This window comes from Lentzea sp. JNUCC 0626 (genome assembly GCF_043632865.1).
Taxonomy (GTDB): Bacteria; Actinomycetota; Actinomycetes; order Mycobacteriales; family Pseudonocardiaceae; genus Lentzea.
Map to the genome: position 1 here is coordinate 7,010,147 of NZ_CP171635.1, position 23,263 is coordinate 7,033,409.

At 65.3% G+C, this 23,263-nt stretch carries 18 protein-coding genes; 3 read left to right on the plus strand and 15 right to left on the minus strand.

Translation table 11 applies throughout. The features are described from left to right. Positions 1–2,823: 2,823 nt before the first annotated feature. From cas6e to JNUCC0626_RS32185, 15 genes are all read right to left on the minus strand, one after another. Entirely contained in the window at positions 2,824–3,495 is a 672-nt protein-coding gene (gene cas6e / locus JNUCC0626_RS32115; RefSeq protein ID WP_394614504.1) for a type I-E CRISPR-associated protein Cas6/Cse3/CasE, read from the minus strand. Next, a complete protein-coding gene (cas5e, locus tag JNUCC0626_RS32120; protein ID WP_394614505.1) occupies positions 3,486–4,211 on the minus strand; it encodes a type I-E CRISPR-associated protein Cas5/CasD in 726 nt (241 codons plus the stop codon). Before cas5e ends, cas6e begins: the two co-directional genes overlap by 10 nt. Continuing rightward, positions 4,208–5,380, minus strand: coding sequence for a type I-E CRISPR-associated protein Cas7/Cse4/CasC (gene cas7e, locus JNUCC0626_RS32125; protein ID WP_394614506.1), 1,173 nt, complete (start codon positions 5,378–5,380; stop codon positions 4,208–4,210). Before cas7e ends, cas5e begins: the two co-directional genes overlap by 4 nt. A 24-nt stretch (positions 5,381–5,404) precedes the next feature. Further along, positions 5,405–5,983, minus strand: a complete 579-nt coding sequence (gene casB, locus JNUCC0626_RS32130; RefSeq protein ID WP_394614507.1) for a type I-E CRISPR-associated protein Cse2/CasB — start codon at positions 5,981–5,983, stop codon at positions 5,405–5,407. Then, positions 5,980–7,608 carry a type I-E CRISPR-associated protein Cse1/CasA gene (gene casA / locus JNUCC0626_RS32135; RefSeq protein WP_394614508.1) on the minus strand — a complete coding sequence of 543 codons (1,629 nt, stop codon included), beginning with the start codon at positions 7,606–7,608 and terminating at the stop codon, positions 5,980–5,982. The genes casB and casA overlap by 4 nt, the downstream gene beginning before the upstream one ends. Further along, entirely contained in the window at positions 7,605–7,967 is a 363-nt protein-coding gene (locus JNUCC0626_RS32140; protein ID WP_394614509.1) for a hypothetical protein, read from the minus strand. Before JNUCC0626_RS32140 ends, casA begins: the two co-directional genes overlap by 4 nt. After that, complete coding sequence (cas3, locus tag JNUCC0626_RS32145; protein WP_394614510.1) at positions 7,964–10,342, minus strand: CRISPR-associated helicase Cas3'; 2,379 nt, start codon at positions 10,340–10,342, stop codon at positions 7,964–7,966. The genes JNUCC0626_RS32140 and cas3 overlap by 4 nt, the downstream gene beginning before the upstream one ends. A gap of 3,246 nt (positions 10,343–13,588) precedes the next feature. Continuing rightward, positions 13,589–13,975 (minus strand): thiopeptide-type bacteriocin biosynthesis protein, encoded by a 387-nt coding sequence (locus JNUCC0626_RS32150; RefSeq protein WP_394614511.1) that lies wholly within the window; start codon positions 13,973–13,975, stop codon positions 13,589–13,591. 83 nt (positions 13,976–14,058) lie between these two features. Beyond that, positions 14,059–14,823 (minus strand): hypothetical protein, encoded by a 765-nt coding sequence (locus tag JNUCC0626_RS32155; protein ID WP_394614512.1) that lies wholly within the window; start codon positions 14,821–14,823, stop codon positions 14,059–14,061. A 311-nt stretch (positions 14,824–15,134) separates the two neighbouring features. Beyond that, positions 15,135–15,713 carry a hypothetical protein gene (locus JNUCC0626_RS32160; RefSeq protein ID WP_394614513.1) on the minus strand — a complete coding sequence of 193 codons (579 nt, stop codon included), beginning with the start codon at positions 15,711–15,713 and terminating at the stop codon, positions 15,135–15,137. After that, on the minus strand, positions 15,710–15,988 hold the full coding sequence (locus JNUCC0626_RS32165; RefSeq protein WP_394614514.1) for a hypothetical protein: 279 nt from the start codon (positions 15,986–15,988) through the stop codon (positions 15,710–15,712). The genes JNUCC0626_RS32160 and JNUCC0626_RS32165 overlap by 4 nt, the downstream gene beginning before the upstream one ends. Positions 15,989–16,164: 176 nt before the next feature. After that, positions 16,165–16,647: a hypothetical protein gene (locus JNUCC0626_RS32170; protein WP_394614515.1), complete on the minus strand. Its 483-nt coding sequence runs from the start codon at positions 16,645–16,647 to the stop codon at positions 16,165–16,167. A gap of 421 nt (positions 16,648–17,068) precedes the next feature. Further along, complete coding sequence (locus JNUCC0626_RS32175; RefSeq protein ID WP_394614516.1) at positions 17,069–17,842, minus strand: hypothetical protein; 774 nt, start codon at positions 17,840–17,842, stop codon at positions 17,069–17,071. Positions 17,843–17,971: 129 nt separating this feature from the next. Continuing rightward, a complete protein-coding gene (locus tag JNUCC0626_RS32180) occupies positions 17,972–18,799 on the minus strand; it encodes a hypothetical protein (RefSeq protein ID WP_394614517.1) in 828 nt (275 codons plus the stop codon). 135 nt (positions 18,800–18,934) lie between these two features. Then, complete coding sequence (locus tag JNUCC0626_RS32185) at positions 18,935–19,915, minus strand: hypothetical protein (RefSeq protein ID WP_394614518.1); 981 nt, start codon at positions 19,913–19,915, stop codon at positions 18,935–18,937. Positions 19,916–20,134: 219 nt separating this feature from the next. Between JNUCC0626_RS32185 and JNUCC0626_RS32190 the strand changes: the two genes are divergently transcribed. From JNUCC0626_RS32190 to JNUCC0626_RS32200, 3 genes are all read left to right on the plus strand, one after another. After that, on the plus strand, positions 20,135–20,986 hold the full coding sequence (locus JNUCC0626_RS32190) for a hypothetical protein (protein ID WP_394614519.1): 852 nt from the start codon (positions 20,135–20,137) through the stop codon (positions 20,984–20,986). Continuing rightward, positions 20,983–21,198, plus strand: a complete 216-nt coding sequence (locus JNUCC0626_RS32195; RefSeq protein WP_394614520.1) for an Rmf/CrpP family protein — start codon at positions 20,983–20,985, stop codon at positions 21,196–21,198. Before JNUCC0626_RS32190 ends, JNUCC0626_RS32195 begins: the two co-directional genes overlap by 4 nt. 574 nt (positions 21,199–21,772) lie before the next feature. Further along, positions 21,773–23,239, plus strand: coding sequence for a pentapeptide repeat-containing protein (locus JNUCC0626_RS32200; protein ID WP_394614521.1), 1,467 nt, complete (start codon positions 21,773–21,775; stop codon positions 23,237–23,239). The last annotated feature ends 24 nt before the right edge of the window (positions 23,240–23,263 follow it).

Sequence of the window (23,263 nt, forward strand, 5' to 3'; positions counted from 1 at the left end):
CGGGGAGGCTCCCAGCTGAGCACCGGCCAACGCGGTGGAACGACGTTCTCCGGCACAGGCAGGGATCCCACCGGCTCATGACCGCCAACCGGTCCGGCCAGTTGTCTCCGCGCGAGGATGGCCCCATCGTCGGGTATTCGGCGGAGGTGTCCGGCAGATGCTCCGCGCGCACGCGGGGGTGGTCCTAACGCTCAGGTCGACGACCCCTGCCAAACTCAGTTCCCCATCCACACGGGGGTGGTCCCTGGAGCTTGGTGTGCGGCTTGAGGCCAAAGTTGTTTCCCCACGCACGCGGGGGTGGTCCCTCGCCGACCGGGCCGGACAGCGGCGCCTGGAAGTTTGCCCTCGTTGGGCGGGGATAGTCTTTGCCTTGCGAACCAGACGTGCTGGTCTCCCGCGCACGCGGGGTGGTCCGTCGTCGGTGACACCGTCACCGATCGCGCCATGGTTTCCCCGCGCACGCCGGGGGGGTGGTGGTTCTGGCGGCCGGTAGTCACCTGGGGTGCGCCTCGAGGTTTTCATGGGCACCCAGGGGTGATCCACGCCCGCGCGAATCGACGGTTCGTCACCAGATGCCTTCCCCACGCAAGCGGGGTGGTCCCTTGTCGATGTCCAAGCCGCCCGCCGGGCCGTGGTTCTCCCCGCGCACTCGTAGGTGGTCCCTTGATGATCATGCCGAGGATGAGGGTTCGGCCAGCTCTCCCTGCGCACGCGGGGTGGTCCCTCGCCGCGGAACCTCGCGGCTACTAGGCCGACGTTCTCCCCGCGCACGCGGGGGTGGTCCCCGCGCCATCACCACCAGGTCCGCCTCGGTCTGACTCTCCCCGCACACGCGGGGGTGGTCCCTCAGGGCTGAACAGCTCGAAGTCGTCGTAGCCGTTCTCCCTGCGCACGCGGGGTGGTCCCGTCATCACCTACCGACCCAAGTCCGCAGTGCGGTTCTACCCGCGCACGCGTGGGTGGTCCCGTAACTCGGACCTGCTTGCGCGTTCCGTAGTTGTTTCCCCGCGCACGCGGGGGCGGTCCCAGTTCGGCCTTCTCCTCGTCGTTCTTGGCCTCGTTTCCCCGCGCACGCGGGGGTGGTCCCTCGGCCGGGTCGCGCCCGTCCGGCAGAATGGTGTTTTCCCGCGCACGCGAGGGGTCCGTGGTCTCGCAGCCTGGGGCGCCACAGCCGGTTTTCCCTGCGCACGTGGGGGTGATCCTCCGAGGGTGATCCGGTCCTTCTTCTGTAACGGGTTTCCCCACGCACGCTGGGTGGTCCCACCAACAACGTCGTCGTCGGTGGAGCTCCGGCGTTTCCCTGCCGCACACGGGGGTGATCCCTTGCCGTCCAGGCTGGCCTGCTGGATCTCGCGGTTTCTCGCGCGTGCGAGGTGGTCCCCTGTTGCTCAGCGTCAGCGTCCGGCCGCGGTATTTTCCCCGAACGCGGGGGTGGGTCCCCAGAACAAGTCCTTCATCGCCCCGAGTAGGCGGATTTTGCCGCGCACGCGGAGGTGGTCCCAGGCGAGACGCGCTCACGTCCATCGCCTCCTTATTTATTTCCCGCGCACGCGGGGGTGGTCCCACGCCGCTGCGGGAGGTCTTGATGTCCAGCGGGTTTCCGCGGAAGCGGGGGTGGTCCCCGTGCGTGCAGCTTCTCCGTGACGTTCGTCTTGTTTCCCCGCGTACGCGGGGTGGTCCACAGGAGCTGGGCCAGGCGTTCGCCGCGTGGTTCGTTTTCCCCGCGCACGCGGGGGTGGTCCCACGATGGTCGTGTCCGACCTGCGAGTCCGGCTGTTTTCCCGCGTACGCGGGGGTAGTCCCTTCGCCGGCTCGTCCATCCGCGACAGTGCGCCGTTTCCCCGCGCACGCGGGGGTGTTCCCGCCGCCAGATGCGGCAGAGCTGGCACGCGTTTGTCTTCCCCGCGCACGCGGGGGTACTCCCACGGTGCCGATCTGGGGTATCGACGGCAGTCAGTCTTCCCAAGTGCGCGCGGGGGTGTTTCCAAGCCCGATGGCGTCCGGCTCACGGTCGCCGTGTCTTCCCCGCGCACGAGGGGTGTTCCCAGTATGTATTCGCCGGTCTTCTCGCAGCGTTTGTCGTCCACGGCCACGCGAGGGTCTCTCGCAGCGCTTCTCGCCCTGAAGGTCGCCAGTACTGTCAACGGCGCACGCAGGGGGTGGCCCCTCCAGATCCACGCCGCCGACCAGATCCGTGATGTTTCCGCGCGCACGCGGGGGTGGTCCCAACGGGCACAGGCTGGTGCGCGGCATGATCAAGCTCCCCCGCACGCGGGGACGGTACCTCCAGCCGGACCTGCCGGCGGATCTCCGCTGTGTTTCCCCGCGTACGCGGAGATGGTCCTGGCACGCTCGGCAGCGACGGATCTGCGGCCATGTTCCCCGCACACGCAGGGGTGGTCCCCAGGTCTCGGCGCGCATCAGCTCGCGGCACCAGTTTCCCCGCGCACGCGGGGGTGGTCCCTCGACTGGCGTGATCGGCGTCGGCTTACCTTCATCTTCCCTGCGCACGCGGGGGTGGTCTCTTCACGATCCCGGTCGCGGCCGCACCGGTGTAGTTTCCCCGCGCACGCGGGGGTGGTCCCGGCAGCGTTTGCCCGACGATCTCCGGGCCCGAGTTTTCCCCGCGCACGCAGGGGTGGTCCTTGGGAGGGGATAGTGACGACCGCCAGAGCACTGTTTTCCCCGCGCACGCGGGGGGGTGGTCCGCCCCGTGTACCTGGACCCCACCCCAGGCGCACGTTTCCCCGCGCACGCTGGGTGGTCCCGAACGTCCATCGCGTCGACCACGGCGCCGTTGTGTGCCGATCGGAAAGGGTTTACTTACCTGTCAGTTGCCGGCGGTGCGAGGCTGATCAGGCCGCAACCGTACGCCTTGGCTCGTCCCACGCCATTGATCACCGCGTTGCTGAATGCGTTGGCATCGGTGACGATCAGGTGTCCATCGAACCGAACCGGTACCACAGTGATCTTGCCCTGGTCCTTCTTCTGGCCGAGCAATGTGGGAACGGGCGATGGTGCGACGTCGGGCTCACCGCGGCGCACGGTGGGGATGACGAAGCCGTCGCGCTCGCCGCGGCTGATGAGCCACTCGATCTGTGCTTCAGGTGTCGTATGCGCACGGCGTTTGCGTACGTCCTGGCCGTTCTCGACTCGGGCACTGCGGGTTGGGTTCGCGAGCAGGCGGAAGGAGAACTTCCGTCCGGGAGCGATTGCCTCGAGCACCGGCGCGAGCGGTCGTACCTCGGCTTGTGTCATGAGGTGTCCGGTCGGCAGTCGGCTCCAGTCCGGTTCTGTGTGGCTCTGGACGTACTGGGTGTACCCGCTTTGGGTTACGTCCAGCCGCCAGAGGACCTTGTGCTCGAGCCGGGCCGGCGTCCCCTCGCTGAGGTCGGGATAGGCGCTCATGATGGTGCGATGCATGTCGTGAACGTTGGCGTAGTCACGGCGGAACTCACGGGATCGCACGTTGATGGTGAGTTTGCTCAAGAACACGAGGAGTCTCCGGTGGTGATCATGCTGTCGGTCAGGCTGACTTGCTCGACAAGCACGGTCCGGGTTGCGTATCGGCGCCTGCCTTCGGCGAGGCTGACGGGGTGGTCGTGGCGGACTTCCGCACGCCTGTCTGTCGCGGGGCAGTCGACGACCGTGCGCAGGTCGGCGCGTTCGGTTTTTGAGAGTTCGATGTCCCGCACGGTCTTCGACATCTCCAGCCAAGGCTCGCGCATGAGCAAACCTTCTGCGGTGGACCCGACTGGCCCGCCGTTTAGCGGAAGCAGTGGCCGTGCCGGCACGAAGGCTCGTCGGCCGAAAAAGATCGGCCAGTGCGGCCGGTCGACTGCGGAAGCTATGCGGGACAGCAGATGCTCGTCTCCTTCAAGCACGACGAGGAACAGCGCATCGGCCAGGTAGTAACGCTCGCTGACTACCGTGCGGTGACCAGTCCCCTTCGTAGTGGGGACGTTCTGAGTGGTGTGGTAGTCGCGTTCGAGGATGCCTTCGCGGTCAACCCGGACGGCGAGCTTCAGCCGCGCGAGCTCTGCGATGGCATGATCGTCTTCCCTCGAAATACCGAGGGCGGCAGCAATCAGTCCGACGACGCCGGACTTTGTGGGTTCGAGCATGGTGTCCCGGATGATGCCTCGTGATCGGGTTCCCCAGGACTGCATGGGTGCGTCGAAGCACAGGGCCAGTGACGTCGCCGTGGTCAAGCCGTTGCCCCGGCGAGGATTCGTTCGCTGAAGGCGTCGATGCTGGCGACGATGTCCGCGTTGTCGAGGTGCGGCAGTTCCCCCGTGACCGAGGCTGCAGCAACTGCCCGGAGGTCGCTGCTTCCGTAAAAGCCGCGTAGCCGGTGGAAGTGCTGGGTGAGTCGCTCAGTGGAGGCGGCCATGATGTCTGCGTCGGCGACGGGGTTCTGGAACGCATTGGCGAGGTTCCACGCGCCCCGATCACGGACGACTCCGAGGAGCGTGTCGGGCATCGTGCGTGCCGCCATGGAGTTCTGTGCCCCGGTGGGCATGGCGTGGATGAACGAGTACAGCCAGGCACGTGCGGTGCGGCTGACCAAGTCCTGGTCACCGGAGAGGTTTTCGGTCAGCTGGTTGAGGTCGAGGTTGGCGTAGCGGTAGTAGCAGGCGGAGTTGAAGTCGATGGTGCCGATCATGTCGGCACCGGACTCTCCCTGAGGTTTGAGGTCGTCGACCGCTGTGTAGAAGTCGAACTCGTTGACCACGGCATGCGTGCTGATGGCGTGGGCCACCTGGGAGGCGGCTTCGACGTTGAAGTCCTTGTTGTCGGCGATCATGCGCCCGAAGAGCGCGACGTCGGCGACGCGGCTGGCGTCGAGGATGCGGCGCGCCTGCTCTACCGCTGCCTTGTCCGGTTTGGTTACCTTGCCTCCCTTCTTCGACTCGCCGTTCTCCGTCTTCTTGCTGTCTTTGGCCTTGTCCGCGCCGGCCTTGTTCTTGGCTGCGATCGCGTGCAGGGTGTCCCAGTTGTCGTCGCAGTAGCTCGTCAGGTGGTCGATGGCGTGCCGGCCGACGAACAGCAGGTACTCCGTGAGCCTCGTGTTCTCGTCCACTCCGAAGCCGAGTTGCTGCAGGCCCGTCGTGACGACCTGAATCGCCAGTTCCGCGTCGCGTCCGTTGTCGGCCAGAGCGGTGGCGGCATGGTCGAGCAGCCGCTTGGTGCGGACGGCGGTTTCGGACTTCTCGAGACCGTAGTTGTTGAACAGCTGACGGGTAGCGCGCTTGAAACACTGGCTGGAGACCCGTCCACGGGTGTGGCCGCCGAACGTCGCGGTCTTGGGCTGACCGACGTCGTCACGGTTGAGGTTGCTGACGGGAAAGGACTGGAGCAGGTGCAGTTCAATGATCACTGGAAGGTCTCCGTGGTTGTCAGTTCAGTTCGTGTCGGCGGGCGTTGAAGAGTCCTCAGTGGACTCGCGCGCACCTGGGCGGTAGTGGAACTCGCGCGCCCATCGGAGCCGGATTCGCTGGGCCTCGTCACCTCGGTAGCGATCACCGAGAAGTACGACGAGGTCGCCGAGGAGCTGGTCGTAGTCGACCGGCACCTTCTCGGAGTTGAGCAGGCGAATCACCTGGCGCAGTTGGTGAGCCAAAGCGGTGCGATCGCGGGCAATCAGTTGAGTGAACCGGCGAGTCACCGATTCACCTCGTACTGAGACGAGCCCTCCCATGGAGGCGCCGAGCGAGCGCGTGTTTCTCCGGGGTTGGGGGTGTAGAGCGAACAGCCCCGCTGTCAGCAACCAGATTTCCTGTTCAGCCTCGGGTGGGTTGTGGGCGAAGATGAAGTCGTAGGCTTCGGCTTGCTGCCGGGGACCAGCGAAGCTGCGTCGCAACCTCGCCAGAACTTGCCGGGCCTCCGACACGCGGTGAGGCACCGGGGACGCCAACGCGCTGTTCAGACGGTAAAGGTCAGCGGTGAACGCCTGGCGCCGCTCGACGATCGATGTGGTCACGCGGCTTCTTTCGTGATGATGTACGCGGCGGCCTCGGCGTGGAACGTGCGAGTCAGCTCGCTGAGGCGGCCGAGGAACTGGCCCTGATGCTTCCCTCTAAGGAGGAGGTCGCGTCCTTCCGCGGGTGAACCTTCGGCCCAGCGATCTGCGGCGTGTCGCGCGATGGCGGCGACCTGCTTCTGCCACACGTTGGTCGGTTCTTGTGAGGACTCGCCTTCCTCACTCGCTCGGGCGACGTCCACAAGATAGGTCGCAAACGGCCGTGTCAGCTTCGGCCAGTATTCGACGTCGAGGCTCCAGGTGGGCGTCACCCGCTTGTTCTCCCGGTTGCCCTGCTTCTCGACGCGGTAGTTGCGCTGCATGTGACGCAGAGCGGCTCCGACGTTGTCCGCATACGCGATCGCACACCCCAGCAGCCCTCCGAGTGTCTTGTCTCTGGAACGCAACACGGCGACCGGTGCGGGAACGACCTCCTCAAGCCAGGTCTCCACCACCGTTCCTTTCGAATCAAGCTTCTGGTCGAACACTCGCAGCGTGTAGACCGCGTCAGCGGGAAGGTGCCCGCGCTCGGCGAGTTCAGAGATCTGTTCCAGCGTGCGTGGACGTTGCCGAGTGCGGCCCTCCTCCCAGAGGTTGGTCATCAGCAGCTCCACGCTGTGCCGCCACACTCCTCGTACCGGATGCAGTCGTACCGGCAACATCGGCGCGTCCCGCTTTGGTTGCCCTTTGGGGCCGGAGGGTTTGCGGAATGCGGCCATCATCTCCACGTGGACGAGCTCGGTGTTGAGCCGCACTCCGGGCGTGATGGTGACTCCGTTGACGACCAGTGCCCCGTCGGTCTGCTGTGCTGACAACAGGATGCGGCGAGCTGGCCACGTCAGCAGATCCGTCCATCCTCGCGGCGCTCGCTTGTCCGGTAGCGGCGAAGGCGAGGTCTTCTGCTCCCAGATCGGGCCGTCGTCAGCCGTGCTGGGCGCCGGCTGTTCGTGTTCAGGCCGATACGTCAGCATGTTCAGCAGCAGTGTTTCTTTGAGCGTCTCGCCCTCCACGAGAACCACTCCGAGCAACGCGCACGGCGCACGCTGAGAGGACTTGTCCTTCTCGAACGGCGTCTTCATGCCTCCGGGATCAAACGACTGCACGGTGACCAGCCAGCGAGCTGCCTCCGCAGGCGTGAGCAGAACCTGATCGCTGTCGATCGTCTTGTCGAACAGCGTCACGTTGTTGCCCACAGACCGGTAAGGAACGAGCTTGGCCGCAGTGGCGGGCACCAGTCTGGCCAGCCCTGTGCATTGCAGGAAGGGGTGCTGGGCGTCGAAGAGATCGAAGCGGCTTTCCTGGCCACGCAGGTATCCGACCAACGGAGTGGACGGCAAGCTCGGCAGCTTCCACAGCTGTGCCCATTCCTCCTCGGAGGCGGGACCATAGGCGCGGTGGAGCAGTGCTAGCACGAGCCGGTGCAGCGCTGCGGTCATTGAAGACGTTTCGCCGACGATGCGGCGGATGCGGTGCGCGCTGAGAACCAGCCGTGCCAGGCTGACGAGCTCCTGGCGGCCGTTGAGATCGACCACGGGCAGCCACGCCTGTGTGAGCAGGTCGTAGGAGGCAGGTTGGCTTGAGGTCACAGGGCTTCCTCGGCGTACACGCCGATCCTCTCGTCGTAGGCAAGGACGTGATCACCGACTGAGCACCGGCCGCCGACGAAGACCAAAGCTCGACGCTTCCTCAGCCACGGCGAATTCTCAAACGCTCGCGGCACTTCCGTTTCCCGCATCGCTCGGACGACTTCGGCGGGTACACCGACGTGCGCTGTCAACGTCGCACACGAGTCGAGCAGTTCGCGAAGAGTGCTGGGGAGAAGTGGGTCTGGTGAGGTCAGCAGGACAGGACTGTGTCCGCACACCGCAACAGTGACATCGTCTCCGCTGGTGTGCAGTAGCACGACGTCGACCACCAGGTCATGTGCCTCGCCGTCGGTACTCATCGGTGGCGGCTCTTTCTGGTCTTGCCCGGGTTCTGCGGTCGTGTGGTCAGATCTGCGAGTCGGTGTGCGGCCACCGGCAGCGGCAGGTACATCAATTGAGCGTCGTGTTTGTCCTTCTCGAGTGAGCGTTCCAGCCGCTCGTTCGCGCGAGTCCAGACTTGTTCCCACCCCGGCGGGCATTCGATCGCCTCGGGCGGCCCGTAGACCGCATCGATGAGTCTCTGCACCTCCAGTGGGGAACACAGCTCCTCTTTGTGCTGCAACGACGCCCACGTCCGCAGCAACACCATGGGCGCGTATACATTGGTGGTGTAGGTCGGAAATACCGGCCCGGCGGCCGTTTGCACAACGCCGGTGATGGCCAGGGTGAGCACGCCCCGTTTCTTTCGGCTGTGGCGATGTACGCGTCCAACCCGTTGGATCAGCGCGTCGATCGGGGCCAGGTCGGTGAGCATCACGTCGAAGTCCAGGTCGAGACTCTGTTCCAGGACCTGCGTTCCCACCACGATCGCCGGCGATCGGGTGCCCCCAGGGCCGAACTCGGCCTTGAGATCCGCTTCCACAGCTCTGCGGTGCCCTGCGGCCAACTGCCCAGTGATCGTGATCAGCCGCGGTCGCTCACGTTCGGGAAGCTCAGAGATCCTCTTGGCCAACGCGTCAGTGGTCGCCTTGGCCCTGCTGACGAGGTTGTGCACGACCGCAACGCACTGGCCCGCTACCGCTCGGGCCAGTGCCCATCCCGCGACGTTGTGTTCCTCGACCCGTTCGATGCGCGCCCTCCGGTCCTGATTCAACTCGGAGACGTCGGCGCTCTCCACCGTGCTCGTATCGCTGCCGACCAGAGTGACCCGCGGATACGCGGTCGATCCCGGCAACGGCGGCACGTCGCGAGGCACGCAGCTTCGCGCCCCTGCTCGCCACGCCGCGGTCAGTTCCTCTCGCCGGCGGGAGGGCAGCGTCGCCGACAACAGCAGAACCGAGATCCCCATGTACCCCAGCCACATGAGCAACCGATCGAGCAGAGTGGACATGTAGGTGTCGTAGGCATGCACCTCGTCGATCACCACGACCTTGTTCGACAGCGCCGCCAGCCGGACGAACACGTGACCGGACCGGATCGCGCCCTTCAGCACCTGGTCGACCGTGCCCACGCCCAAGGGCGAGAGCAGACTCTTCTTACGGGTGAACCACTCTTGCGCGGCAACATCGGAGTCGTCGGAGTCGTCCAGTCCGACTTCAGTGGGCGTTGTGACCCTGCCGTCCAGGAACTCCTTGGCGTTGGAATGAATCAATCGCACTGCCGAGGTGTCGCCGATGTGGGCGAGCATCAACTCGAACTCACCGAGCATCTGGTTGCTCGTCGCCTGCGTGGGCATCCCCACGTAGGCACCGGCAAGCCCAAGGCTGCGCACTAGGGTCGCGGCCGCCTGCAGAGCCGCTTTCGATTTGCCCTCACCGGTCGGTGCTTCCACCACCAACATCGTCGGTTCATCGCGCCCTCGCAGCAGTCTCTCGACCACGGCCTGGACAGGGCGGGGCGTCTCGGCGGAGAAGAGCGCGGTGAAGCTCGTATCCTCCGGTGGCGTCCACGGTTGCAGATCCAACCGTGCGACGGCCTCGTCCGCGAAGGTCTCCGCCGCACGCAGGTAGTCGCCGAGGTCCATTTCGGACTCAGGTGACCGGTAGTTGCGTGGGTCCGACGCGATCCAATCGCTCATCGTGGTCAATCCGGCGAGCCCGACGGCGGCGGTCGCGCTCAAGCGCACCTGGTTCCAAGGAAGGGTGCGCGGATCGGGCAATCCGAGTGCCCTGATCACTGCCTCGACCAGGTCGTCACGCCAGAACTTCCACTGCTCGCCGCCGTGGTTGTTGATCTGGACCCTGGCCTGCCCAAACGCCTGGCCAGCGGGGAAATGCCCGTGGTGGCCACCGAGCACCACCGCAATTCGTTCGGCGATGTGAGCCTCAGCGCCCCAGGAGTTGAGCAGATCCTTCATGTGCAGGGCAGTCAGCAGTCCGTGCGGAGTGTCCAGCCTGGGAAGACCTGGCTGTCGCCGCACCCGCCGCACATCGACTGCGGCAGTCCCTCCAAAGCGTTGCTCCGCGAGGCCGGCGTTCAGCCCCTGGAACGTGGGGGAATACTTCCCAAGATCATGTAGCCCGCAGAGCAGGGCGACCCACTCTTTCGTGCCGCCCAGCACCGAGAACGCGCTCTCCAGCTCATCGCGGCAGCGCGGACCGAGCATCAAGGCGAACAGCCGCGACGCCACCGTCGCAGTGTCGAGGACGTGGCACACCAGCGGGTGAGGGATGACTCTGGCTGCGGATTTCCCCCAGGCCGCCCACAGCAACGGCGTGGTCCCAGCACTGCTCACCGCACTCCAACACAGCTCGAACTGGCCACCTGCGAGAAGCCATGAAAACAGACTTCAGAGGAGATTCAGAGCTAGATCTGGATGCTCTACTCCATTCGGGCAGAGAACCACTCGATCGCAGTAGCCTGTACTGAACCGCAGATAATCTTGGCTTACCCCAAGTTCATCTTCCACTTGATCGAAGCTTCCGAAGCGCCCAAATACGCAAGCCGACTCAGCTTCAAACTAAGATGCAGGACATGCACCCGCCAGCATCTGGCGGCAGACCTTTGACAATTGGATGACAAACCAAGGCCAGCCTTCTGTTCTGACCTGCTCGCTGGCCTTCCTCACGCGCGAAGGTACTCCCTGCGTAGTTCATAGCACCACCTGTGACGTACTGCGAAGCCGCACAGGCGGAGCAGACACAACTGTCGCTTGACCGCTCAACTCTGTCCCCCGCATGCAGGGGAATCTGGCTCCGAAATCTGCCAGGAGGACTTACGTTGATGCTGCGCTCTACGTCCGGCTCGGAGGACACTGGCGAACTTTCTGAGCCGCGCCGACAAGGCTGGAGCAACGCCAGCAAACGGCGGTGCTGACCTGTCCAATTGAAGCAAATCACACCAAGCTCAACCATGAATGCTGGTCGGGAAGTGTCTTCCCTCGCACGCGGGGGGTCCCGCCTTGGCCCTGACCAACCTCGGCACCCGCATAGTCTTCCCCGCGCACGCGGGGTTGGTCCCTCCATCAGCTCACCCGACGCGTACTTCGCGGCGTCTTCCCGCGCGCACGCGGGGTGGTCTCACCATGCTCTCCGGCTGGAAGGGTTCGCTTCCGTCTTCCCCACGCACGCGGGGTGGTCCGCCGACCGCGCCGGGTGCCAAGCCCACCGCGCCGTCTTCCTCGCGCACGCGGGGATGGTCCGTGGCCGTCCTTGGTCCGCGCGCGGTCGCTGGTGTCTCCTCCGCGCACGTGGAGATGGTCCGATCCAAATGAAGGACGAGGCCGAAGTCGCCTGGTCTTCCCGCGCACGCGGGGCTCGTCCAGCGTCGAGGGATTCCCAGTGCCTGCCGAAGTCGTCCTCCCACGCACGCGGGAGTGGTCCCGTACGTGCGCGTCTGCTGAAGGCTCGCAGCACGTCTTCCCCGCACACGCAGGGGTGATCCGTTGGCCGGCGCGCTCACCGGCACCGGCAAGGCCGCCTTCCCCAGGCACACGGGGGTCCCAGGTAGCCCAGCTCGTTGCGGCGCACGCACATGTCTTCCCTGTGCACGCAGGGGTGGTCCCCAAGAGTTGGCTATTTTCCACCATCGCCTTCAGGTCTTCCAGCGCACGTGGGGGTGGTCCAGAAAGGACAGGAGGTGAGATCACCGTGCCCGAGTCTTTCCCGCGCACGCGGGGGTGGCCCCCAGAAAACCACGCAGGACAAGCAGAAGACCGGGTCTTCCCCGCGCATGCGGGGGTGGTCCCATGAAGGCCGATGACGGGCACTACCTCCTGAAGGTCTTCCTCGCGTACGCGAGAGTGACCCCTGGTCCGCGCCGGTGCCGATCACGTCCACCACCTCTTCCCCGTGCACGCGGGGTGGTCCCGGTTCGGTAAGGCTGGCCGGGCCGAACACCATGTCTTCCGCGCGCACGCGAGGGTGGTCCCAAGCCAGACAGTCGATTCCAGGACCACGACGTCTTCCCTGCGCACGCGGGGGGTCCCGCGTGCAGATCCTTCTGCTTCAACGGAACCGGGTCTTCCCGCGCACGCGGGGGGGTGGTCCCACGACCGTCCGCGCACCAGGACGGGTGTCGATGTCTTCCCCGCACACGCGGGAGTGGTCCGGAGAACGACCAGACCGGCCGTCCTTTCGGGTCGTCTTCCCCGCACACGCGGGGGTAGTCCCGCGTCCACGTCCCACACGGTCAGCACCCCACAGTCTTCCCCGCGCACGCGGGGGTGGTCCGGTGTCCGGGTAGCGGACGGATGGGGTGAACGCGCCTTCCCAGCCCACGCGGGGATGGTCCTTCCACCCGCGAGGCCGACACCACGACGTCGCGGTCTTCCCCACGCACGCGGGGGTAGTCCCAGCGGCCAGGGTCCGGCGTCGCCCCTTGGCGAGTCTTCCCCGCGCACGTGGGGGTGGTCCCGGCGAAGGGGAGTGGATCATGCTGGGCACGATGTCTTCCCGCGCACGCGGGGTGGTCCGCGGTAGAGCGACCACTTGGGTTCGGCGAGTTAGCCTTCCCCTCGCACGCGGGGTGATCCCAGGTCGGTGGATTTGGCAGCGATTGCGGCAAGGTCTTCCCCACGCACGCCGGGGGTGGTCCCGACAGCGCGTGGCTCATCGGGAATCCGTAGATGTCTTCCCCGCGCACGCGGGGTTGGTCCTGCGACGGCCACGAACCCGTTCGTGTCGACCTGGTCCTCCCGCGCACGCGGGGGTGGTCCCGTGCCGTCTGGGAACTGGTTCCCTGCGCCGTAGTCTTCCCCGCGCACACGGGGGTGGTCCCTGCACGTAGCTCGCGCCTCGGCCGAGTTCGCCGCCTTCCCCGCACGCGGGGGTGGTCCGTTTATTACCCACTCAAGTGCCTCGCCGGACTTGTCTTCCCCGCGCAGGCGGGGTGGTCCCGTCCTCAACTTCAACCAGTGGGGCCGCCGCGAGTCTTCCCCGCGCACACGGGGGTGGTCCCTCCATGCCGGTCTCGACGTGGTTGGGCTTGCAGTCTTCCCCGCGCACGCGGGGGTGATCCCGTGTCCCCGGTTGTCCCGGTGCTGGGCACGTGGTCTTCCCCGCGCGCACGCGGGGGTGATCCGGAGAGCTGACATGCCCGCGACCGTCACCACGGGTCCTCCCCGCGCACGCGGGGGTGATCCCGACCGCGTGTACAAGGTGGACACCACCGGTACGTCTTCCCCGCGCACGCGGGGTGATCCGGTCCGCGGCCGTTCCTGCGCGTCGGGCCCGGTGTCTTCCCCGCGCACGCGGGGTGATCCCACGAACGCGACATCCGGTGGCAGCGCGATCGAGTCTTCCCTGCGCACGCAGGGGTGATCCCCACCCATACGCCGAGCACTGGATCGCCGATTTGTCTTACTCGCGCACGCGGGGGTGATCCCTGGCTGAAGAACAACGTCTTCGGACTCGGCCAATCTTCCCCGCGCGGGGGTAATCCCGACACCATGCTCGCTGGCATGGCGGTCGCGATGTCTTCCCCGCGCACGCGGGGCCGACCACACGGAACAACGTGACCAGATTCGGCGTGTGGACCACGGTCAACTCCGAGGAAGCAGGGCTGCTGCCGCCGCGCGGGCGAGGACGCCCTGGCTGGAGGCTGACAGGCCGAACCGGTTCCAGTGGAAGATCACCACGTGGGTGAGGATGGCCCGCAGACCACGGTTCAGCAGGCATTGTCCAGCGTCGTGGCCGAGTTGCTGACCGGCTGCATGCAGTGCCGCAAGCCAAGGAGCGGCGTGCGCCACCGGCCCACCAGGTGTGAACAGCTCACTATCGGCCACGTCGGGAATCGACAGGAGGGCCCGCACGTTCCCGATCAGGTTGTCCATGCGGGCCGTGTCGGTTTCCTCAGGTGCGGGACGCAATCGAGCCACGCGGTCGAACACGTCGCCACGTTCGAACGTGTCGAGGCCGGCTGCCCGCATGATCTCGCCGTCTCAGGCTAGCTGCCGCGCGACGATGGGCGCACCGCTCAAGTCGTGTGATGTACCTGGCAGACGCCCCGCTGCTATGGAGCCACGTGCACCATCTCGCCACGCCAGGTGAATAGCTCTCCACGCTCGTGCCACCGCACCGCGGTACGCAGAGCGCTGACATCCGACAGGTACACCCCGGGACTCACTTGAAGTGGAACTGGTGCCGACAACAACCCTTCGACGCCGCCCGACTCATGACCGATGCCCTGCGTCGACAGGATTTGCATGGATTGCGTCATGACGACCAGATGAGCCGCGGTCTGCGTGGCGAAGTGCATCAGATCGCCGTCCGACGGCACTTCGTCGTCACGGTCTAGGTGCACGAACGGCACGTCATAGACCTCGGCAAGAGCCTGCACGGCTTGATGTTGAGATACGACTGCAACGACGTCGCCGTCTAGCCGACCTTGTTGATGCAGTGCCAGGACCCCATGTAGACGGCGGTCGTCGCCACCTGCCGACACGAGGATTCGCGGGCGTTGCTGAACTTGCAGGCGCCAGGCTTCCAGCGGCCAGAACTCCGCGATGCGTTGAAGATCTTCTTTGAGCTCGCTCAGGCCGTTGCTGAGCCCGAACTCGATGCGAGCGAAGGTTATCTGTCGCACGGGATCGGCAACCACCCGAACGTTCGGCGCAGGAACGGCGCCCCGCTCGCGCAACCAACGCTGCACCAAGGCAAGTAGGTCAGCTTCTTCTGGTGCGGCCGCAAGCAGAACATACCGACGCGTCATCAGTCCGCCGTCCCGTCGGCCACTTGCTGTGACATGAGCAAGATCGTCGGCGACGCCGTGGTGCACAGGCACCGAGTGAGCAACAGCCGCGCTCCCGCCCAGCCACGGGTTGTGCCGACTACACCCCTCGCGCGGTGTTCGAGCAGCATCGTGACCGTCCTCCCCCACCCATCAAAACCGCAACCGCGTCGTCCCCTGGCACGTGGCTCATTTCAAGGTCGATGTGGAGACGTAGCGTCGCCGAGCCCCAGGCCAGCGGACATCGGTGAAAGCGCGGAGCCCGTACACCTAAGCCAGCACATGACAAGGGCAGACCCCCTGCCCACGTCGCAGCGACCGGCCTTACAGGTGGCTCGGAAACACGCCGATCCCTGCTGTCAGTCCGCGTTCTCGCGGATTCGCGCCATGTGGATGGCCACCGTATTGAGGTGCAAGCCCATGCGCTGTGCGATGTCGGCATTGGTCATCGGCCTGCCGACCTCTCCGACGTAGTTGCGGATGCGTTGTTCAAGCTCGATGGAGTCCTGGTGCCTCCCGCCTGTCGTACCTCGAGGCCGACCGCGGGTAGGCGGGTTGTCCCGGATAGCCTCGACGGTGCGGCGGTACCAGTGCGGGACACCGAAGAACTCGAAGTCGCTCGCGATGCGTCCGTGCTGATAGGCAGACTCCCAAGCGCCGTTCGTCATGCCCGCCAACTCCGCCGCCTCGAACCGGTCGAGCAGATCCGACGGGGAGTCGTGCGTCGGAAGGTCCGGCACGCGCTTGCCCTCCGCGAACTTCGTGGCCTGCAGCTTGTCCCACATCGCCGGGCGTCCGTTGGCCGGCCGGTACGCGGTGACAGGTTCCGGGTGACCGGGCACAGCCCACGGCTTGCGTTTGGCGGCCACGGAGGAACTCATGCCGACGAGCGCGGCGATCCCGGCGCGGTCGATGACGTCACGCCCGGCACGAATCATCTGGCATCTACTCCCAAGTCGTTGCGGATGCGAGCCAGTATGCCCAGGCTCTCGTCGGCGTCGACCTTGCCGTCGACCGTGACCGCCGGTGCGAGGAACGCGACTGGCAGGTCGCCGACGACGATGGCGAACGGTTCAACGTGACCGGTCCGGATCAGGCACTCAGCCTCCTTGAACGCCTGCAGGCGGGCAGCGGTCTCGTTGTCAGCGCTACCGCGGGATACGGCGGCATCCGGCATCTCGATAGGACCCAGATACCACTCGTGGCTGGACATTGCGGTTCCTCCTGGGGTGCAGCGTCGCGATCGGTTGGATCCGGTGTGTGGACTTCCTGACCTGAACTGTGGTGGGCAGTTGAGCAAAACGAGACTTGGATCGTGTGCCCTGTGGATGAATAGGGGCCTGTGGACAACCGGGTGAGGGCCTCCGCAGAGGCCCTCACGCACTTCGATCACTCTTCGGGACGTATCAACTCCCGTGCTCGCTGCCAGGCGTCCAAGGTGGACTCGTAGGCGTCTAGGTCCTTGATCTCCAGGTGCAGCGCGCCCACTTGGATAGCGAGGTGTGGCTTGTCCAGCGCGGTCTGACCTGAGGTCAGGTGGGCCGCCACAGCCGGGTAGGCCGTCAGGTTGAGCACGCAGGTGGCCAGGCTTCCAGTCTTCGGCAGAGGGACCGAACCGAGTGCCCTTGGCAGGCGAGCCCGGTAGATAGCTGCCGTCTTCCACACCTGGTAGATGCGATCGACAACCAGCGCTGGTTTGCGGATGCGGTACAGCACCGGCCCCAGCAGTAGGGACACCATCGCGTCTGCCTCGCCGAACCTGCTGACCCCGAGATCCTCGCAGGTCTGCCTCCCTGCCAGGACTAGCGTCGCCGAGACAATAGAAGACGTCTCCCTCATCAGGTACTCCACTCTGTAGTTGTTCGTGATCACCAGGTCCGGGGTGCGAATCCCTCGCCTGACACATGAAAATATAGCAGAGATAGCAGTACAGTGGGAGAGGTCTTGACCAGCGCCTATACTCAAACCGACGCGATTCGGGTCTCATCCTGGGTTGTTGTCGTGATCAGGGGTCGGCGCCGTGCGAAACACCTTCGGGTGCGTGCGCCGGCCCCGCTACACCTCTCATCGCCACTTGGCCTGCTAATCGACGGCCCGACGTCGCTCAACGTCACCCGCCGTCTCGGGGCGCAACGGGCACGGCGAGCAACCCCCCATGACAGAACAAGCTGCGCAAGGCGAACTCCTGCCTTGTCGCCGCGCCCCGGATCACAATCGGCAGAGTTAGCGGTGCGCCACAAGGGGGAACGCGCAACGATCGATGGCAACCGCTGCGCGTTCCTCATCTACTCGCTCAGGCGCCTCGCACGACGTTGTCGTGATAGCGGTTGTAAGCGGTGATCTTGAGATTGTTCAGCGCGTACTCAGCGAGGTGCGGCGAGCAAAGCAGACCAGGAACCGCAAGGTCATCAGCCCACATGCTGACGGCGGCCTCCTCCAGCGCACCCATCAGGCCTGCGATCGCCTGCCCGAACTCGTTGTCCGGATCCTGCTCGCCCTCGACCTGGATCCGCCATGCGTCCGCGAGGTGCCGCAGGTCGGTGAACAGATCCCTAAGGCTCGTCGCGAGGCTCTCATTTCGGCTGCCTGCGGCGTCCCGATAGGCCGCCATCACGGTCTTGAGCGCCTCGTTGCGACTCGATGCTGGGCACGTACCGAACACTCGCACCGCGACCACCGCACGCGCGGCGTTGAGGTTGTTGGGATTGGCACTACCCGCCGCCGCCCGGAACCACGTGGACGGGGCAAGTTCAGCGATGAGGGTCGCGTCCAGCTGCGCATTCTCGGCCGCTTGACGGTCGTCGTGCAGTTCGACGTTCTTCTCCGCCTTGCCGTAGAACTCGGTGATCTTGCGCGCGTAGCCCGTTGAGGTCTCCCTCGTCGCCATCCAAGCCATCGCCCGCCACGCGGCCATCGATACGGGGCCGGTGATCGCCGCCGGGTCAACGATCTGCCAGCGCACGGTGTCATGCCGCTTGCCGTCGACCAAGACGGTCAGGCGGAATTCATGGGTCTGCTCATCGCGATGACCGGCGATCTCGATCGTCGGTGCCGTCGAAGTCTGCATCTGCTTGTGTCCTTTTCGAACTGGGGTTGTCGTGATAACGGCCTGGCGCAGAGGTGCGAATCCCTGACGCCAGGCGGAGTTGAGCGCGGGGAGGGCCTTCAGGCGGCAGTCGCCCTCCCCGCAACACCTCTACGGCTCGCGGGTGATTTCCTCGAAGTACCGGCGATAGGCCATCTCCGTGATGGCGTGGTAGACGTCCTCAGGCCGCGTCTCGTCAATCCCGCACGCACGGGGCCCCACTTCGTCCAGGCTCCCCGCACGGGCGTCAAGGCCCAGGTCGCCTGCCCACCACTCCGATACGGCGTTCTCTCGTACTGCGACCAGCAGTTCCGCGAGCGCGCAGGCGATCGTGTCGCGCTTGTGCGGGCGACCCTCCAATCGGATCTCCCGCGCGTCGGCGAACTGCCGCAAGTCGGACAGAAGGCCGATCAGCGCATCCGTCAGGTTCCGCTGGCGGTAGTGCGTCGCCGCGCGATAGGCGCACAGCGCCTCCTCGGCCTTCTCGCGTGCCGCCTCACCCTCGCTGTTGCGGAACGCGCACAGCGCCACGACGCCGTGTGCGGCCGACATCGCCGTAACCGCCGGAGTCCTGTTGGCCGCCGCGTACCAGGCGCGAGGGTCCAGCTCGTCCACGTCGGTCGCGCCCAACTGTGCGTCCGCCGCCGGGTACAAGTCCGAGGCCGTGCGCTTCTCATCGATCGTCGAGTACGCGTCGACCATGTACGAAAACGTGGGGCTGCCCATGCTGGCGATGTGATGCGCCTCCGCGCGCCACAGGCTCTGCGGGATCCTCCCCTGGCCGTCGAACTGCTCCTCGGGCCACGTGGTGATGTCGAAGATGTGCCACAGCACGGACTCCTGCGGCTTGCCGTCGACGTAGACAACCAGGTCGATCTCGCCGGTGTCCGCGTCGCGGTGCCCCGCGACCTCGACCGTCGGGGTGATGGCCTCGCGCATGTCGTGTCCTTCTGTCGGTGATTGTCGTGATCGCCAGGTCCGGGGTGCGAATCCCTCGCCTGACACATGAAAATATAGCAGAGATAGTAGTACGACGGAAGTGGGCTTGCCCGGAAACGGGAAAATCCGCGTGCGTCAACAGGGCCGGAAGCCTGCAATCACATAACCGACCCCGCCGGCCTGGGTTTGCAGAATCAGCCGTCCTATCTGCGGACCAGGTGCTTTAGTGCCCGTCATCGCGCTGGCCCAGGTCAGCGAGCACGCGTCAACGGTTGCGTGGCCAGGTGATCCCGCGATTGCGATCGCGCCGCGTGGGTTGCCATAGTTGCTCGCGTCGGAGACCCGGCTCGACAGCGAGGTGATGGCCTCTGCGCAGCTTGCCGCGCCGAATGCCGACGCGAACTGCGCACGGCTGGTATCGGTGAAGAAGGTCTCGCAGGCGCCGGTGCTCCCGCGCCCGATGGCCTGTGCGAGCACCACCGCGTAGCCCGCTGGATAACTGGGCAGCCAACGTGCGGTAGCGCTGCCAGAAGTTGTCGATGGCGGCAGGTGCCGGGTAGTGCTTGACGGCCTGTTGGTCGGTGACGAGGTCGAGGGCGGACAGGGCTGCCAGCCGACGATCAAGTAGCCCTGACCGTGCTGACGGGCCAGCTGCCAGCGACCTAGCTTCGGACCTGCCTCGAACCCTCCACCGAGAACCGTGCTCCATGACACCGCGCACGCGTCGACAGTCGCAAGGTCGCCCTGCACGGTGATGGCAGTAGCCGTGTCGTAGATCGGCATCTCGTAGCGGGCCTTGTCGGTGACCTTGGCGGCGAGCTGGTCCATCGCGCTGACGCAGTCGCTCGCGCCATGAGCGGCCGCGAACAGCTGCCGCACCGGCTCGGCCAGGAGGAAGCACGCCCGCTTGGACTCGCGGCGCGCGAGCAACGAATAGAAGACCTGCAACTCCGCCTGAGGGGAGCGCGGCAGCAACTGCGCGACCTGGTAGTCGTGCGCCTGCGCGGCTTCCTGCCGTTGCGCCGTGAGCACTTGCATGTGTTCGGCTGCCACCCCGAGCGTTCCGGCCAGCGTCAACGCCAGCCCCGGCACTACCAACTTCAGCTGCACGAACACCACTCCCCAGCGCGCCCGTGCGCCCTCCGCCCGGTCAGTGCCTCAGCGTCGAGGCGCGATCGGGACGTCCGCATCGGTGATCTGACCGAGGAGCACTACCGAACCTCAGCAGCGCTGGCCCCGGTTTCCACCTATTTCGGCCGGTTGAGGACATCCGCCGGTCCCCGTGCAGGTACAGAGAACGCCGAAAGGTGATCAGCATCTGGAGGGTGAGGGGACATGTGCAGGGCACGGCACGAAGTACCGCCGCACGGTCGGCGATGCCCATGCCACGACGATCCGCAGCGGCGCACGCTGGCCAACATCCGGCAGCGGTTGGGCCGCAACGACAGGGCCTGCAGAGCCGCCAACGAGGCAGGCGACTGGGACGCACTCGACCACTACGTCGCGCTGCTGGACCGCGACATCGCCGGTCTGCGACGGCTCACCGAGCAGGCCGGAAGCGACCCGCACGAGGCGCCAGCAGCAGCCGCCAGTCCCCCACTCAGAAGGGCGGAGCAGTACACGCCTGAGCTCACGTGGAAGCTCACCGACGACGAACTGATGGCCGAGTTCATCCACCTGCATGGCGATCCGGCAGCACAGGAACAGATCGTCGCGACCCTGGAATGGCGCGAGGACCTGGCCCGCACCCGCGACGCCGAAATCGCCTCGTGGCAGGCCCAGAAAGTAGCCGAACAACGCGCCCGAGCGGCCGCCGAACAGGCCGAGATCGACGCCAGTCCCCTCACCAATCCGGCCCGACGCCCCGGCCGCAACCTCACAGCCGAACAGGCCTGCCGGGAGGAGTACAACTGCTACGTCTACACCTCCTACCTGCAGGCCGAGCAAGACTGCAGGGGCCATCTACTCAACCATGAGGGCACCGTCGCTGGAGTCGATCCGGAATCGCTGTTCTCCGGCGCGAGCGCCCGCGCCCGCAAGTACGCCTCGGAGGAACTACGGACGTGGTGGGGCCGCCACGGTCGCATCACCTTCGCCGAGTGGAAGTTCAGCGCGATGGGCAGGGAATCCGACAGACAAGCTGCCCGCACAGCCAAAGCACAGTCCCTGGGAGAGATGACCGCATGAACCCGAACCCGAACGCAGCGGACGTACTCGGACCCAAAGACATTCTCGCCGCCCAGGAGAAGGGCCGCGCGTCCGCGCTGGCCGGAGAATGCGCCGATAACTGCCCGTGGAAGGCGCCAGAAACCAATCGGGAACACGCACTACAAGACATGTGGATTCGCGGCTACTCGCAAGGGCGAACCGAGCTGCGGCACGCTACCGGCGCACCATGACCGCCGCGCCGGTCCCCTGATCGAACAGGCCCAGCCAGCGCAAACCCGGCAACCGACCGTCCGGACGGTGAACCGGGTCCGCTTTCCGGCTCCCATCGGAAACGGCACGAACAAAGGTGGCACACGCGAGCTACGCCGGTCCACCACGCCACCGACGCAAGCCAGGGGAGACGCTCCCCACTCCCCGAACCGGGCTCCCCGGGACACCCCTCAGATCGGCTAACCAGGAACCCGCCACAGGCACCTCCTGCGGTGACGCATCCGCTTGCCGCTCCCCCAGCGGGGGAGGGGAGCACCGTGAGCCACTCCCCTCTCCCGCTGCGAACGGCGGCGAAACAGGGCTTCGAAATTCTTCTCGCCCACCGCCTCGCACGACTCAGCGGGTATACTGGGGGCATAGCCCCCAGAAATCTTCCGACGATGTCGCGTGCAAGCCGTAACCCACTGTTCCGAACCGCCGCGACAAATGCGAAACTGCCTCATGCCTGAATCAGGCACGACGCGTTGCCTTCGCCTGGCCGGATGTGAGGCGGGTGGTATGTCGCTGCCGAGCCGGTCACGGGATGATCGTCAGGTGAGCAGACGACGTGGCGGAGCAAGCTGGTGGCGACCGATCCTGATGATCGCCCTGCCAGTGCTGATCAGTACCGCAGCAGCAGTGACAGTGCTGCTCACCGTGCTCAACCCCGGCACCGCCGCAGAACGGCTCGACACTGTGCGCACCGGACTCGCCGTCGGCGCCGGCATTGGCGCATTGATCACGCTGGCACTGGCACTACGCCGCCAGCAGGCCACCGAGCATGATGCCACCGAACGTCGGCTGACCGAGCTCTACGTCAAGGCCGTTGACCAGTTGGGCTCGGACAAGGCCGCAGTGCGCCAGGGCGGACTCTACGCCCTCGAACGTGTCGCTCAGGACAATGCCGACCATCGACAGACCATTGTCGACGTCATCTGCGCGTACTTGCGATCCCCCTATACCCCACCTCGCGCACCCGGCAGCAGAAAACTCCAAGGGCTTCGCGCTCCATTGCGGCCCACAAAAACTCGACCCTGCTCAGGAATCGCTTCGGAAGCAACATCAAGGAGCGCAGATCAGGAAACTCATCAAGAACGCGAAGTCAGGCTCACCGCCCAACGCATACTGCGCGACCACCTAAGGCCCCAAACGCCCGCTCGCTCCTGGACGCGCTGGTTGTCACGACCCGCCCTCACCTTCTGGCCCGATATCAATCTCGACCTCACGGGCGCGACGCTGATTGACTTCGACCTCTCCAATGCGCGCACACATGGCATGCAGTTCAAAAATTCAACCTTCAAGGGAAGCTGTAATTTCGAAAACATAAAAACCCGCAACACCACTCGATTCGACGAGGCCGAGTTCGAGGGTTTCGCCAATTTCGACGGCGGCCACTTCGGCGGCTTTTCGTCGTTCAATAGTTCCCTATTCAAAGAGACTGCGGCGTTCGCTAACGCTCAATTCAAGAAGGGATCTAGCTTTAGTTCCGCAAAATTCAATGCCAACGCCTACTTCTATCACGCAAGGTTTGACCGACGTGTCACTTTCAATAAGGCGCGCGTAACAGGGTACGCAGAATTTGGTCGAGCATACCTCGTCGCGTCAGATTTTCGCGAGGCAAACTTCGGCGGGCTCGCTCGATTCGTTGAGGCGGAGTTCGACTACTCCGCCAATTTCATCTCTGCGCGTTTTAATCGTGACGCCAACTTCAGGGAAGCACATTTCCACGCCTTCAAATCAGTTGACGAGCTGCACCTCTGGCAAGACCTCGGAAGCGAAGCCGAATTCGTCCAGCCGATCGACTCAGAGAAAAATTCTTCATTTCTGTTTAACAGGGCAATTTTCTGCGGTGATGCAAAATTCAACAGAACCCGCTTCGACGGCTCAGCCTCCTTCGAAGAGGCACAGTTTCTTCAGAATTCCGAGTTCACCGAAGCCTACTTTCTGGGCGACGTAGAACTAAGCCAGACGCGCTTCAACAGAGTCCCTGAAGAGCTCGCTATGTATCTGGGGTCGGATTAGTGAAACATTCCCTAACGCCGGGCA

Bases quoted from the DNA above. Each gene is read 5' to 3' on its own strand.
- JNUCC0626_RS32190 (WP_394614519.1), top strand. From the start codon at position 20,135: ATGTGCAGGGCACGGCACGAAGTACCGCCGCACGGTCGGCGATGCCCA.
- JNUCC0626_RS32140 (WP_394614509.1), bottom strand. From the start codon at position 7,967: ATGAGTACCGACGGCGAGGCACATGACCTGGTGGTCGACGTCGTGCTA.
- JNUCC0626_RS32180 (WP_394614517.1), bottom strand. From the start codon at position 18,799: ATGCGCGAGGCCATCACCCCGACGGTCGAGGTCGCGGGGCACCGCGAC.
- JNUCC0626_RS32165 (WP_394614514.1), bottom strand. From the start codon at position 15,988: ATGTCCAGCCACGAGTGGTATCTGGGTCCTATCGAGATGCCGGATGCC.
- JNUCC0626_RS32160 (WP_394614513.1), bottom strand. From the start codon at position 15,713: ATGATTCGTGCCGGGCGTGACGTCATCGACCGCGCCGGGATCGCCGCG.
- JNUCC0626_RS32175 (WP_394614516.1), bottom strand. From the start codon at position 17,842: ATGCAGACTTCGACGGCACCGACGATCGAGATCGCCGGTCATCGCGAT.
- JNUCC0626_RS32195 (WP_394614520.1), top strand. From the start codon at position 20,983: ATGAACCCGAACCCGAACGCAGCGGACGTACTCGGACCCAAAGACATT.
- JNUCC0626_RS32150 (WP_394614511.1), bottom strand. From the start codon at position 13,975: ATGCGGGCAGCCGGCCTCGACACGTTCGAACGTGGCGACGTGTTCGAC.